General features: G+C 61.6%; 10 protein-coding genes. 4 read left to right on the forward strand and 6 right to left on the reverse strand.

Annotated features, from left to right (window positions below; all coding sequences use genetic code 11):
- The 3 genes from M0954_RS19320 to M0954_RS19330 all read right to left on the reverse strand — a co-directional run.
- The coding region (locus M0954_RS19320; protein WP_297354943.1) for a carbohydrate ABC transporter permease at positions 1-884 on the reverse strand (884 nt) is incomplete at its 3' end.
- Entirely contained in the window at positions 877-1818 is a 942-nt protein-coding gene (locus M0954_RS19325) for a sugar ABC transporter permease (RefSeq protein ID WP_220795592.1), read from the reverse strand. The genes M0954_RS19320 and M0954_RS19325, both read right to left, overlap by 8 nt.
- A 12-nt stretch (positions 1819-1830) precedes the next feature.
- The gene (locus M0954_RS19330) at positions 1831-3075 is read right to left on the reverse strand and encodes a sugar ABC transporter substrate-binding protein (protein WP_297354946.1); all 1245 of its coding nucleotides are present in this window, start codon (positions 3073-3075) and stop codon (positions 1831-1833) included.
- Between the two features lie 242 nt (positions 3076-3317).
- On the opposite strand from M0954_RS19330, the gene M0954_RS19335 reads away from it, so the two are divergent.
- Complete coding sequence (locus tag M0954_RS19335) at positions 3318-4154, forward strand: AraC family transcriptional regulator (RefSeq protein ID WP_122158096.1); 837 nt, start codon at positions 3318-3320, stop codon at positions 4152-4154.
- A gap of 35 nt (positions 4155-4189) precedes the next feature.
- Here the strand turns inward: M0954_RS19335 and M0954_RS19340 are convergent, their stop codons facing one another.
- On the reverse strand, positions 4190-6031 hold the full coding sequence (locus M0954_RS19340; RefSeq protein WP_297354948.1) for a penicillin-binding protein 2: 1842 nt from the start codon (positions 6029-6031) through the stop codon (positions 4190-4192).
- Positions 6032-6457: 426 nt separating this feature from the next.
- Positions 6458-8008: a methyl-accepting chemotaxis protein gene (locus M0954_RS19345; protein WP_122158098.1), complete on the reverse strand. Its 1551-nt coding sequence runs from the start codon at positions 8006-8008 to the stop codon at positions 6458-6460.
- Positions 8009-9199: 1191 nt separating this feature from the next.
- Between M0954_RS19345 and aepX the strand changes: the two genes are divergently transcribed.
- The 3 genes from aepX to M0954_RS19360 are packed head-to-tail and all read left to right on the forward strand — an operon-like array spanning position 9200 to position 13142.
- Entirely contained in the window at positions 9200-10903 is a 1704-nt protein-coding gene (aepX, locus tag M0954_RS19350) for a phosphoenolpyruvate mutase (RefSeq protein ID WP_123388268.1), read from the forward strand.
- The gene (gene aepY / locus M0954_RS19355; RefSeq protein WP_123388267.1) at positions 10900-12075 is read left to right on the forward strand and encodes a phosphonopyruvate decarboxylase; all 1176 of its coding nucleotides are present in this window, start codon (positions 10900-10902) and stop codon (positions 12073-12075) included. The genes aepX and aepY overlap by 4 nt, the downstream gene beginning before the upstream one ends.
- Positions 12075-13142, forward strand: a complete 1068-nt coding sequence (locus tag M0954_RS19360; protein ID WP_123388266.1) for a 2-aminoethylphosphonate aminotransferase — start codon at positions 12075-12077, stop codon at positions 13140-13142. The genes aepY and M0954_RS19360 overlap by 1 nt, the downstream gene beginning before the upstream one ends.
- Before the next feature lie 21 nt (positions 13143-13163).
- Here M0954_RS19360 and M0954_RS19365 read toward each other — a convergent pair whose 3' ends face one another.
- On the reverse strand, positions 13164-13316 hold the full coding sequence (locus M0954_RS19365) for a hypothetical protein (RefSeq protein ID WP_297354950.1): 153 nt from the start codon (positions 13314-13316) through the stop codon (positions 13164-13166).
- Between the last annotated feature and the right edge of the window lie 3 nt (positions 13317-13319).

Genomic DNA, 13319 nt, shown 5'->3' on the forward strand with positions numbered 1-13319 from the left:
ATCGCGCACGGCAGGATGGAAATCGTGATGCCGGCTTGCATCAGCCCCCAGTCGACAGATCCAAGCTGACCGCTTTGCGCATTCAGGAGCATGACCGGTAACGTGTAGTTTTTTGCGTCGCCGATCAGGATCAGTGCGGCTAGGAGTTCATTCCACGAACCAAAGAACGCGAATAGACCCGCTGTGACGATCCCCGGCAACACGAGCGGCACCATGATCATGCGCAGCGACTGCAACGAACTGCAGCCGTCGATCAGCGAAGCGTCCTCGATCTCGCGCGGTACGGCGTCGAACGAGTTGCGCATCATGAAGACCGCGAACGGCAACTGGAAGGTCGTGTAGACGAGCGCGAGTCCGAACAGCGTGCCCTGCAGATGCATCCAGCGCAGCAGCACGAATAGCGGATTGAGGATGGACTGGAACGGAATCATCAGCGTCGCGAGGATTACGACGAAGATCAGGTTGCGCCCCGGAAAACGGAATCGCGAGAAGCCGTAGCCGCCGAGTGTGGACAGCACGAGCGTCATCGCGACCGTCAACATCGCAACCGACGTGCTGTTGCCGAGATAACGCCAGATGCCTGCGCCATAGCTCGCGAGGTTCTGATAGTTCTCGAACGATAGATGGGATGGAATCCACTTGGGTGGCGAAGCGCTCGCATCGGCGGGCGAATAGAACGAGGTGAATGCAGACCATGCGATAGGGAACAGAAACGCCAGTGTCAGCACGCCGCATATCAGGTAGTAAAGCGCGACCGATAGCCTCGCCTTGAGCTTCGTCACGTGACTTGAATAATGGAGCGCATCCACGCTGGACGTGACGGGATCCGGCTTTTGCGTGGCACGGGCGAAACCGGTATCGGCGGAACGCAATCGGTTACTCATCGTCGTCTCGCAGAAGAATCATCTGGATCACGCTTAGCATGAGCAGCACGATCAGCAGCACCACGGACATCGCCGCGCCGTAGCCGAGCTTGAAGTAGGTGAACGACGCACGATAGATCCAGTGGACCACCGTGATCGTGGTGTTCATCGGGCCGCCCTTGGTCATTACGTAGAACTGCTCGAACGCCAGGTAAGAGCCGATCACCGACATGATCAATGCAAGCGCGAAGGTGCGCCGCATCATGGGCACGGTGATGAAGCGCTGCTGCGCCCACCATCCCGCTCCGTCGATGCGGGCCGCTTCATACAGATCGTATGGAATCGCCTGCATGCCGACGAGCATGATCACCATCGTGAATCCGCATGCCTTCCAAACCACCATCACGATCAACGACGCGAGCGCGGAGTTGGTATCGCCTAGCCACTGAACCGGCTCGCTGACGATACCCAGCTGCATCAGAATCGCGCTGAAGATGCCTACCTGGTCGTTGAACAGCCAGACCCATAACAGACTCGCCGTTGTCAGCCCAATCACGACCGGCAGGAAGAACGCTGTCCTGAAGATGCCCACGAAGCGGACGGCACGCTTCACGAGCAACGCAAGCGCGAAAGCGACGACAAAGATCGCAGGCGTCACGAACAATGTGTACTTGGTCGTAAACCGGAGCGCGCCCCAGAACGATTCGTCGTGCATCAGGTCGAGGTAATTTCTCAACCCGTTGAACGACGGCACGCCCATTAGCGGCCACTGATAGAACGACATACCGATCGTCATCGCCAGCGGCAGCAGAAAAAATACCGCCGTGAAAGCCAGACAGGGCAGCACAAACCAGTACCCCGCGCCCTGCCGGCCTAGCCCTTTACGTGGCTTTTTTGGACGCATCTGCGGTGCGAGGCCAGCACCGCCTGTTGCCGGATCGCCAAGGACATCCATGGTCGTCACATCCTATGGTGTGTTCAGGATCTGGGTGAAGCGATCTTGCGCAGTCGAAACGGCGACATCCACACCCTTGCCGAAGACGGCTTCCTGGATCATGGCGGCCCAAGGCCCGTTTGGATCGTTGATCAACTGGTTGAATTTGATGCTATATGGCGTCTTGCCCTGGCTCATCGCCGTCGCGGCGGTCAGATACCGGCCGTCGAGCTTGCTATACGCGTTGCTCGCGAGGTCGATACGCACGGGAATGCTGCCGTTTTTCGCAAACTGGTCGACCTGAACCTGTTCGCCAAGGCACCACTTGATAAATTCCATCGCGTCTTTTTTGTGCTGCGAACCGGCCGGAATGGCGATCACGTCCCCTCCCGCGAAGCTCGCCCAGCCACTGTTCTGACCCGGCAGATAGGCAAGTCCGAAGTCTATCTCGGGGTGGCTTTTCTTCAGGACACCAATTGAAAACGCGCCGGAGCCAACCATGCCGATTTTTCCGGTCTCAAACGCGTTGATAAAATTCATGCCGCTGTCCGTCTTGGCGCTTGCGGGCATCTCACCCGCTTCCCACATTCGGCGATACATGGCGAGCGTGCCCTCGAGCGCTGGATTCTTTAGCGTCGCGGTCTTGCCGTCGGCCGACAGCACGTCGCCGCCCGAGGCCCACACGTACGGCGTCAGCGTAAAGATGTTGCAACTGCCGCAGGCGCCCGAGAAATAGAAACCCTTGACCCCGCCGCCGAGCGCGGTGATCTTTTTCGCATCCGCTTCGAGTTCGGCCCAGGTTTTGGGAGGCTGGTCGGGATTCAACCCGGCGCGTTTGAATAGCGTCTTGTTGTACAGCAGCATCGAACTTTCAGCGCTAAAGGGCAGCGCGTATTGCTTGCCCTGATAGGTCCCGAGCCGCATATGCGACGGGCTGAGGCTCTGATAGAACGGCAGCTTTTTGGCCTCGTCCGTGATGTCGGTCAACTGTCCGTCATGCGCGAACTCGGGCGTATAAATCAGGTCGATTGCAATCACGTCGGGCGCGGCGCCGCCAGCCGACGCCGTGCCGAACTTTGTCACGAAGTCGTCATTCGGAATGATGGTCAGGCTGACCTTCGTGGGATGGCTTGCGTTCCATGCGTTGACGACCGGGGTCACGAAACCCGAGTCCGACGCGCGCACCCAGAAAGAAAGGCCATCGTCAGCCTGCGCGTGAGTGGCGGCGAGCACTGTCGCGCATGCCCATAGACGAAGCCATCGGTTGCAACGAATCATAGGTGTCTCCTCCTATTGCCGATGCATGTCTCGCGACGCTTTCCGGACCGTAAGGCTGGCCGCGCCAGTCAGGTACACGCATCGGGTGCTTCTGAGAAATGTGCTTTTTTCGACCTTGGCGCGTCGCACCGAATCTTTCCGACTTTCCACGAACGTCAAGTCTGGAAAGCTTGACACGCCCGACCTGCCCTCGCAAGATGAAGAAACCGCAGTAAAACGCGCTAATTCCGACTTTTTTTGTAATGACCGACCCCGCGCTTCATCTGGCATTTCCACTCGGTCTCGAAGCCAGCAATGGCGGGCTCTTTGTATCACGCGGAGTGGGCGTGCATCCCTCACGGACGATCCAGTCGTACGAGCTGATTTACGTGCGGCAGGGCTGCCTGAGTCTTCACGAAGGCGGACAGCTATTCGAGGTGAACGCAGGGGAGACACTACTGCTTTGGCCGGGCCGGCTGCATGGCGGGACATCGCCGTTTGCACCGGATCTCAGGTTCTATTGGGTGCATTTCACATTGCCAGACGCGCCGCACAGCGGGTCGGCGTTAGAAGTGTTGCTGGAGATTCCTCAACACGCCAGGGTTGAGCGGCCCGATCATTTATCGGGCATGTTCCAGCGCCTGTTGAACGATCAGCAGATCTACGGCGTGCAACCGTTGCCGGACAGCCTGACGATCCTGCTGATGCTGTGGGAACTCAAGCGCTCCCGAGTCGCGGCGACCGCGGCCGACGGCGCACCCCAGCAACTTGCGGCAAGTGCTGATCAATGGATTCGCACGCATTTTCATGAAGCGATCAACGCCTCGGCGATTGCCGCGCACCTTGACTGCAACGCAGACTACCTGGGGCGCGTATATCGAGCCACCTATGGACGCACGCTGACTGACGCGGTGCACGAACAGCGCATGCTGCACGCGGCCATCCTGCTGGCGGAAGACCGCTTGACGATCGCGCAGGTCGCTTATGCGTGTGGGTTTGAGGACAGTGGATATTTCAGGCGGCTGTTCAAGAGAAGCAGAGGGATGACGCCGAACGCGTTCCGGCGCTTGCACGTGCGGGTGCATGTGAATACGGCCTGAAGGCGTGGCTGTGCTGCGGTACGGTGGTTACCGCCTCATGCATCCGGTGGCACGCCGAGCAATTGGAGCGCTCCACCTGTCACCGCGCCGAAGACAGGGCCTGCAACGGTGCCTCCGTAGAACGCCTTGCCAGCCGGATCGTCGATCATGACGGCAACGATCAGACGCGGGTCGCTCATCGGCGCCATGCCAACGAACAGCGCACGATAGCGATTTTTCGCGTACGTCGTGCCTATCTGCTTGCGCGCCGTCCCGGTCTTGCCGCCCACCCGATAGCCTTCGATCGCTGCGGCGCGTCCGGTGCCACCCGGGCCGGTCGCCATTTCGAGCATCTCGCGGATGGCATGCGCAGTGGCGGGCGTCGTCACTGAGTGGCTAGTGCCAGCGGCAAGCGGCGCATCGCCGCTGCCTTGAGCAGCAGCGAGAGCCTCACCGTGCTGCCCGCTCACATGCGCGCCGGGTTGCCCAATCATCGACCCGCTCATTTGCCCATTGAGCTGCCCACTCAGCCCCCGATCAAGCGGATCCTCCAGCAGCAAACGCGCAGGATGCAGCGTGCCGTCACCGGCATAGGCGGTGTACACCTGCGCGAGTTGCAGCAGCGACGCTGATAACCCGTAACCGTAAGCCATCGTGGCCTGTTCGATGGGCCGCCAGCGTCTGTGCGGCCGCACCTTGCCCGCGGCAGCGCCGGGAAACGTCAGCTCCGGCCGGCGCCCGAGGCCATACTCCTGGTACTTGTTCCAGATCGTCTCGGCCGGCAGATTGAGCGCGAGCTTGGCGAGCGCGATGTTGCTCGACTTCTGCACCGCCTCGGCCACGGTCATCACGCCGTGATTCGAGGTGTCGTGAATCACCGCTGGTCCGATCCTGTACCACCCCGGCGATGTGTCGATCAGACTTTGCGGCCCGACCATGCCCTTATCCATGGATAACGCGACGACCACTGGCTTGATCGTCGACCCCGGCTCGAACGTGTCGACGACGGCCCGATTGCGCAGTTGCCGGCCGCTCAGGCGAGTGCGGTCGTTCGGATCGAAGCTCGGATAGTTAGCGAGCGCGAGGATCTCGCCGTTGCGCGCGTCGAGCACCACGACGCTGCCGGCCTCCGCGCTGTGCTTCGCAATCGCCGCCTTCAGTTGGGCGTAGGCGAGTTGCTGGATGCGGCGGTCGATGGTCAGGTGGATTGTCGCGCCGTTGTGAGCCGGTACGAGTGGACGCGTGTCCGACACCACCCGGCCGAGCCGGTCGCGGATCACCTCGCGTTGACCTGCCGCGCCGCTTAGCTGCAGGTTGGCGGCGAGTTCGACGCCTTCCTGGCCTTTGTCCTCGATATCCGTGAAGCCGACCACGTGTGCCGCCGATTCGCCTTCCGGGTAGAAGCGCTTCGCATCGGCGATCTGCGTGATGCCGGCGAGTCGCAGCTTGTCGATCGCGCTGGCCGTGTCCGCGTCCACCTGGCGCTTGAGCAGCACGAACGTTTTGTCGCCAGCCAGACGCCGCCGCAGCTCCGCGAGCGGCACTTCGAGCAGCCTGGCGAGCGGTACGAAACCGGCCACGTCGAGCAGCTTCGGCGTCGCCCAGATCTCATAGGTCGCGAGGCTGACCGCCAGCATCGAACCGTTGCGGTCGACAATCCGTCCACGTGTGGCGTCCAGTTCGATGACGCGTTGATAGCGCTTCTGCCCCTGGCCGGCATAAAAGTCCTGATTGACCACCTGCACCCAGAAGGCACGCGCCGCCAGGCCGCCGAACGCCGCGAACATCAGCAGGACGATGAATGTCGAACGCCATTTCGGCAGACGCGACGCGAGCATCGGATGTTTGGTGGCCAACGCATAAGGGTCGGGCGGTTGCGATCTTGTCTTCTGGATCATGAGTGCGGGTACGGGTAGCGGACGCGAGTAGCGGCAACGAGGCCGGCCGTGCGCTTTGGCGCTGTCCGTGTCAGCGGCAGTGAAGCCCTTGCGCTGTCTGCCAGCGCAACCGCACGGTGTCCGAACTTAACACCCGCGGCAGTCGTGATTGTAATGAGAACGTAATCAGGATGCGAGGCCCATGCACGGGATAGTGGCGGGGAGCACGAAGAGGAGAAGGGCGGCGGATCAAAAAACCAGCCGCGCAGCTTAAAAAATCCGCGCGGCTGCTTCGTTCAAACAATGCGTCCTCTCCGACGCGGCGTGTTGAGAGGCGCCCGGCCACCAAGCGCATCCCCATGAGGCGCTTCGCGGGCGCCTTCTTTTGCGGCATTGCGCGCGTATTAGCGCCGCCTGGGCAAAACAAGAACCTATAACCGCCTGCGCTCAGGCCGGCAGGGCGAAGCTCGAGATTGCTTCGCGCAACGCGCCGACCTGATCCTTGAGCGAGTGCGCAGCGGCGGCGGCCTCTTCGACCAGTGCCGCATTCTGCTGCGTGACCTGATCCATCTCACCCACGGCGCGGTTGACCTGTTCGATCCCGGCGCTCTGCTCACGCGAGGCGTGGCTGATTTCCTCGAGAATCTCGTTGACGCGGCGTACCGATTGCACGATCTCGCCCATGGTCGAACCGGCGTTGGCGACGAGCGAGGCACCGGCCTCGACGGTAGTCGTGGAGGTTTCGATCAGCGCCTTGATTTCCTTGGCGGCGGTGGCCGAGCGTTGTGCGAGACTGCGTACTTCCGAAGCGACGACGGCAAAGCCGCGGCCCTGTTCCCCGGCGCGGGCCGCTTCGACGGCCGCATTGAGGGCGAGGATGTTGGTCTGGAAAGCGATCCCGTCGATCACGCCGATGATGTCGCCGATCTGGCGCGAGCTATGGGTGATCTCGCCCATGGTGCGGACCACGTCGTCGACGACGCGGCTACCGCGCGTGGCGACATCCGCGGCCTGACCGGCGAGCTGCGCGGCCTGGGTGGCGCTATCGGCGTTCTGCTTCACGTTGACCGTCATCTGATCCATGCTGGAGGCGGTCTGGACGAGCGCGGCGGCCTGTTGTTCGGTGCGTTGCGAGAGATCGGTATTGCCAGCGGCGATTTCGGAGGCGCCCACGTTGATGTTTTCCGTGCCGGTGCGCACGCGCGACACAGTTTCGACGAGACCAGCCTGCATGGTATGCAGGGCGTGCAACAGGCTACCGGTATCGCGATACTGGACCGGCACGGTGACAGCGAGATTGCCGCTTGCCATGCGCTGTGCAGCGACCACGGCGGTTTCGAGCTCACCACCGAGGGCGTGGCGCACGCTACGTAGCACGAGCATCATGACGAGTGTGGCGATGCCACCGAGGACTGCAGTGATGGCGAGCCAGAGGATGAGATTGGCGTAGAAGGCTTGCTGGACGTCGTCCATGTACATGCCGGTTACGAGGTACCAGTCCCAGGGGGCGAAACGCAGTGAGGCGCTGGTTTTGGGTACTGGCTGATCGTGGCCGGGTTTGGCCCACAGATACGAGACGAAGCCGCCGTTGACGTCGCGATTACCGGCGTTGACGATGTCGACGTACAGATGATTGCCGGCCGGATCGGTGAACTGGGCCATGTTCTTGCCGTTGAGCTCGGGCTTGATGGGGTGCATCAGCACGACCGGCTGCGAGTCGTTGACGGAGATGTAGCCGGAGCCGTCCTTGCCGTAGCGTACGGCGGCGAGCGCGGCGAGAGCCTGCTTCTGGGCGTCCGGTTCGCTGAGGGCGTGTTGCTGGGAGAGCGTGTAGTAGTGGTTGACGATGCTGGCGGACTGTTGAATGACGGCCATGAGTTGATCGCGGCGCTCGGAGATCATGGAGGCGCGGTTTTGGTACGCGCCAAAGCCGCCGATCAGGATCAGGCCGATCCATAACACGAGGATCATCGACCCGAGTTTTTTGTTCAAGGTCATGGGGGGCATTTTGGGGATTCCAGGTGAGGGTGTTTTTTTCGCCTGCGGCGGGCTTGGGGCTTTGGTTATGCTGTTTAACGGCTTCGCCCACGTTTTCGTGTAGTAGGGGGGAACCCTGGGTTTTGGTTTTTTTGTTTTGTCTGATTAATGGGTTTTTTTGTTTGTCTGTTTTCGTATGCTGTTGGCCTTTCCTTGTTTTGTTAGTGGTCTATTAGTGATGCCCCTGTGCGGGGCGGCACTTACTTTCTTTGCCACCGCAAAGAAAGTAAGCAAAGAAAGCGGGCTTGCAACCGCTAGCCAGTAGGTGTTCACCACTGGCATGAAACCAGAGTGGTCCGCGCACGAGAGCCGCCCTCGCACCACCCCCGTTAGTGACAAAGCGCTCATCCGCTCCAGCGTCGCGCTTCGCGCCCCGCCGTCGGGCATAATCTATTCTTCACGCCCCGCGGCATTTTTTGAAACTCAGTTATTCTGGCTCTGAGTAAAATTCAGCTTGAATGAACCACTTGGACGCAACTGGTTTCCCTGAAAAACCTGACCGCCGCGCACGGAGTGTGCGGGCGGGATGATTGAGTGCTTTGTCACTGCGGGTGGTAATGCGAGGGACGGTCTCGTCTCGGACCACTACCGATTAGTAACAGAGGCGGACACCTACGAGCTAGCGGTTTGAAGCCCGCTTTCTTTGCTTACTTTCTTTGCGGCGGCGACCCGAAGGTAGTCCCTGTGGGACAAAGAAAGTAAGTGCCGCCCCGCACAGGGGCAACGCTAATAGACCACTAAGAATGCAAGGAAAGGCCAAAACCAAAATAAGAAAATCCACACGAAAGCAAAACATAAAAACCAAAAACAAAAATAGAGATTCCAGATAAACAAAAAATCAAAACCCTCAGTATGAGAAAGATCAACCCCAAATAGTGAAAAAGCAAAAAACACCACATTTCCACAAAAATCGCCATATACGGCAACAATTACGTCAACGACAAAAGCGAAAACTATCCGCATCCGTTATAGTCACTTTTTTTCAGACGCCAGACTGGCCCAGACTAGGGTGACACCGCAATGAAACCCGCGAACATCACCCCCTGCCATCGGCAATGAAATCCAAACCCGCGCCGCGAGCAAAGCACACCCAATCCCGCGGCAAGCGAAAAAACACCAAGCAAACAGACACCGCAGGAGCACACCCCAACCATGAACGCCCGCGAACCCGCTTTCGTCGCCGCCTCGCGCAGCTCCCGTCTGCGCCAGATGCTCACCAGCACCCAGCTCGAATTCATGATGGAGGCCCATAACGGCCTCTCCGCCCGCATCGTCCGGGAAGCCGGCTTCAAGGCCATCTGGGGCTCCGGTCTCGCTATCTCCGCCCAGTTCGGCGTGCGCGACAACAACGAAGCCAGTTGGACCCAGGTCGTCGATAACCTCGAATTCATGGCCGACGCCAGCGATCTCCCCATCCTCCTCGATGGCGATACCGGCTACGGTAACTTCAATAACGTCCGCCGCCTCGTGCGCAAACTCGAACAACGCGGCATCGCCGGCGTCTGTATCGAAGACAAACAGTTCCCCAAGACCAATAGCTTCATCAACGGCGAACGTCAGCCGCTCGCCGAAATGGACGAGTTCTGCGGCAAGATCAAAGCCGGTAAGGACTCGCAGACCGATGAAGACTTCTCGATCGTCGCGCGCGTCGAAGCGCTCATCGCCGGTTGGGGCATGGATGAAGCGCTGCGTCGCGCCGAGGCCTATCGTCTGGCCGGCGCCGACGCGATCCTGATTCACAGCAAGCTGTCGCGTCCCGACGAAATCCTCGAATTTGCCCGCGAATGGGCTGGCCGCGGCCCGCTCGTCATCGTGCCGACCAAGTACTACAGCACCCCCACCGAAGTGTTCCGCGAAGCCGGTATCAGCACGGTTATCTGGGCGAACCATCTGATCCGCGCGTCGACCTCGGCGATGCAGGCCGTCGCCAAGGAAATTCACGCCAGCGAGACGCTCGTCGACATCGAAGACCGCGTCGCTACCGTCAACGAAATTTTCCGTCTGCAAGACGCCGACGAGTACTCGGAAGCCGAAAACCGTTATCTGTCGGCTTCGCGCGCGTCGGCTTCGGCCGTCGTGCTGGCCGCCAGCCGTGGTGCTGGCCTCGAAGCCGTGACGGAGGATCGTCCCAAGGTCATGCTGCCGATCGCCGGCAAGCCGCTGTTGCGCTGGCTCGTCGATGCGTTCAAGAAGCAGGGCGTCAACGACATCACCGTGGTCGGCGGCTATCGCGCCGATGCCATCGAAACCGCCGGCATCAAGCTGGTCGTCAACGAACGTCATGCGGAAACCGGCGAACTGGCCTCACTCGCGTGTGCCGTTGATGCGCTCAAGTCGGATACGGTTATTTCCTATGGCGACCTGCTGTTCCGCAGCTATATCGTGCGTGACCTGGTTGAGAGCGAAGCGTCGTTTAGTGTCGTGGTGGATTCGTCGCTGACCGAGCCGGTCAATAGCAGCGTGCGCGATTTCGCATGGTGCTCGGCGTCGGACGATCGCGGTCTGTTCGGTAACAAGGTGCTGCTGCAGCGCGTATCGAGCGAGTCGCAGGGTGATGCTTCGAACGGGGCGAAGCAGCCGGATGGCCGCTGGGTCGGTCTGCTGAACGTGCGCGGCGAAGGACGCGAGCGTCTGCATGCGGTGCTGACCACGCTGCGCGCCCGTCCGGATTTCGACAAGCTCGATATGCCCGCGCTGCTCAACGCGCTGATCGAAGCCGGTGAAGCGATCGAAGTGCAGTATGTGCACGGTCACTGGCGCGGCGTCAACGATCTGGAAGACTTCCGTCGTGCCGGCGATTTCGCGCACTCGCAAACGCCGCTCGCCTCTGGCACCGCCAGCGGAGAGGCGCAATGATCGAGGCTGCACAGTTTGTCGAGGCCGCGCGCGAGCGTGGCTTCGACTGGTATGCCGGTGTGCCGTGTTCGTATCTGACGCCGTTTATCAACTATGTGCTGCAGGACCCGTCGCTGCATTACGTTTCAGCGGCCAATGAAGGCGACGCGGTCGCGCTGATCGCCGGCGTCACGCTCGGCGCGCAGAACGGCCGGCGGGGCGTCACGATGATGCAGAACTCCGGGCTCGGCAATGCGGTGAGTCCGCTGACGTCGCTGACCTGGACCTTCCGTCTGCCGCAATTGCTGATTGTCACGTGGCGCGGCCAGCCCGGCGTCTCCGACGAACCGCAGCATGCGCTGATGGGACCTGTCACGCCGGCGATGCTCGATACCATGGAAATTCCGTGGGAGACCTTCCCGACCGAGGCCGGGGCCATCGGCCCGGTACTCGATCGCGCGATCGCTCACATGGACGAGACGGGCCGGCCGTATGCGCTCGTCATGCAGAAGGGCAGCGTGGCGCCGTATGAGCTGAAGCAGGGCGACAGCGTGCCGCGCCGCACGCCCTCCGCAGCGCAAGCGCAGTGGCGCGGCGTGGTGGCGGATGCGCTGCCGACGCGCCAGGCCGCGTTGCAGCGCGTGATCGCGCACACGCCGGCTGAATCGACGGTGGTGCTGGCATCCACGGGCTTTTGCGGACGCGAACTGTATGCGCTCGACGACCGTCCGAACCAGCTGTATATGGTCGGCTCGATGGGCTGCCTGACGCCGTTCGCTTTGGGACTGGCGCTGACGCGTCCCGACCTGCATGTGGTCGCAGTCGATGGGGACGGCGCTGCGCTGATGCGCATGGGAGTATTCGCCACCCTGGGCGCTTACGGCCTGTCCAATCTCACACACGTACTGCTCGATAACGGCGCGCACGATTCGACCGGTGGTCAGGCAACGGTGTCCGCGCAGGTGTCGTTTGCTGGCGTCGCGGCCGCGTGTGGCTACGCGTCGGCGGTCGAAAGCGACGATCTGGCCGTGCTCGACGAAGTACTCGCCGCGCCGCCGCTCGAAGGTCCGCGTTTCGTGCGCCTCGCGATCCGTCGCGGCACGCCGGACGGCCTGCCGCGTCCCACCATTACCCCGCCGGACGTGAAGACGCGCCTCATGCGCCATATCGCCACCGCTCAAGGAGCCCAATGATGTTGTTGCTCAATCCCGGCCCCGTGACGCTGACCGAGCGCGTGCGCCAGAGTCTGCTGCAGCCCGACCTCTGCCATCGCGAGAGCGAGTTCTTCGATTTGCAGGAAGAGGCGCGCACGCGTCTGCTGCAGATCTATCAGCTCGACCCTGCCGAGTGGCAAGCCGTGCTGATGACCGGTTCGGGCACCGCTGCCGTCGAAAGCATGATTGCTGGCCTGGTGCCGGCGAACGGCAAGCTGCTGGTGATCGAGAACGGCGTGTACGGCGAGCGCATTACGCAGATCGCCAGCCAGTACCGTATCGCGCACGAAGCGCTCAAGCACGACTGGATGCAGGCGCCCGACCTCGAGCGGATCGCGGCACGTCTCGATGCGGGCGAAGGCTTTACGCACGTGGCGATCATTCATCACGAGACCACGACTGGCCGCCTGAACGATCTGCAAGCGCTGGCTGCGGTCTGCCGCAAGCATGGCGTGCGTCTGCTGGTGGATGGCGTCAGCAGTTTCGCCGCTGAAGCAATCGATTTCGCCGACACCACCATCGCCGCCGTCGCAGCGACCGCCAACAAGTGTCTGCATGGCGTGCCGGGCGCGTCGTTTGTCGTGGTGCGGCGCGAGGCGCTGGCTCACGCAGCGAGCCGTACCTACTATCTGGACCTGGCGCGTCTCGCCAAATTGCAGGATCAGCGCAATACGCCGTTCACGCCGTCGGTGCACGCCTATTACGCGCTTGTCGAAGCATTGCGCGAACTCGAGGACGAAGGCGGCTGGAAAGCACGTCACGCGCGCTATGCGGCGCTCGCCGAGCAGGCGTGCGCGGGTCTCGCCGCGCTTGGGATGGAGAGTGCGCTGCCGCCGGAACAATCGTCGGTGGTGCTTCGCGCTTACCGGCTGCCGGCTGGCATCAGCTATCCGCAACTGCACGACGCGCTGAAGGCCCGCGGCTTTGTGATCTACGCAGGGCAGGGCGGCCTCTCGGCGGAGTTGTTCCGTATCTCGACGATGGGCAACATCCATCCCGCGGATGTCGACCGCCTGCTCCAAGGCTTTACCGAACTGACACGCTAAAGCCAGCCCGAGCCCGCAGCCTCAAACCGGATCTTTATCCGGAGGCCCCTCGGGCCGCTGCGGCTCGTCGTTGTGATGGCCCGGCGAGGGCGGCGCCAACGGGTCGCCCTCCGGATCGCGTGTCGGGTCCGCAAGCGGGTCGGGGATCGGGCTGGTATGCATGCGGAAAAACATGAC

The organism is Paraburkholderia sp. (genome assembly GCF_026225065.1).
Lineage (GTDB): Bacteria > Pseudomonadota > Gammaproteobacteria > Burkholderiales > Burkholderiaceae > Paraburkholderia.

Excerpts from the sequence above, each read along its gene's own strand:
- M0954_RS19325 (WP_220795592.1), bottom strand. The coding sequence starts at position 1,818 with ATGGATGTCCTTGGCGATCCGGCAACAGGCGGTGCTGGCCTCGCACCG.
- M0954_RS19330 (WP_297354946.1), bottom strand. The coding sequence starts at position 3,075 with ATGATTCGTTGCAACCGATGGCTTCGTCTATGGGCATGCGCGACAGTG.
- M0954_RS19335 (WP_122158096.1), top strand. The coding sequence starts at position 3,318 with ATGACCGACCCCGCGCTTCATCTGGCATTTCCACTCGGTCTCGAAGCC.
- M0954_RS19340 (WP_297354948.1), bottom strand. The coding sequence starts at position 6,031 with ATGATCCAGAAGACAAGATCGCAACCGCCCGACCCTTATGCGTTGGCC.
- M0954_RS19345 (WP_122158098.1), bottom strand. The coding sequence starts at position 8,008 with ATGACCTTGAACAAAAAACTCGGGTCGATGATCCTCGTGTTATGGATC.
- aepX (WP_123388268.1), top strand. The coding sequence starts at position 9,200 with ATGAACGCCCGCGAACCCGCTTTCGTCGCCGCCTCGCGCAGCTCCCGT.
- aepY (WP_123388267.1), top strand. The coding sequence starts at position 10,900 with ATGATCGAGGCTGCACAGTTTGTCGAGGCCGCGCGCGAGCGTGGCTTC.
- M0954_RS19360 (WP_123388266.1), top strand. The coding sequence starts at position 12,075 with ATGTTGTTGCTCAATCCCGGCCCCGTGACGCTGACCGAGCGCGTGCGC.
- M0954_RS19365 (WP_297354950.1), bottom strand. The coding sequence starts at position 13,316 with ATGTTTTTCCGCATGCATACCAGCCCGATCCCCGACCCGCTTGCGGAC.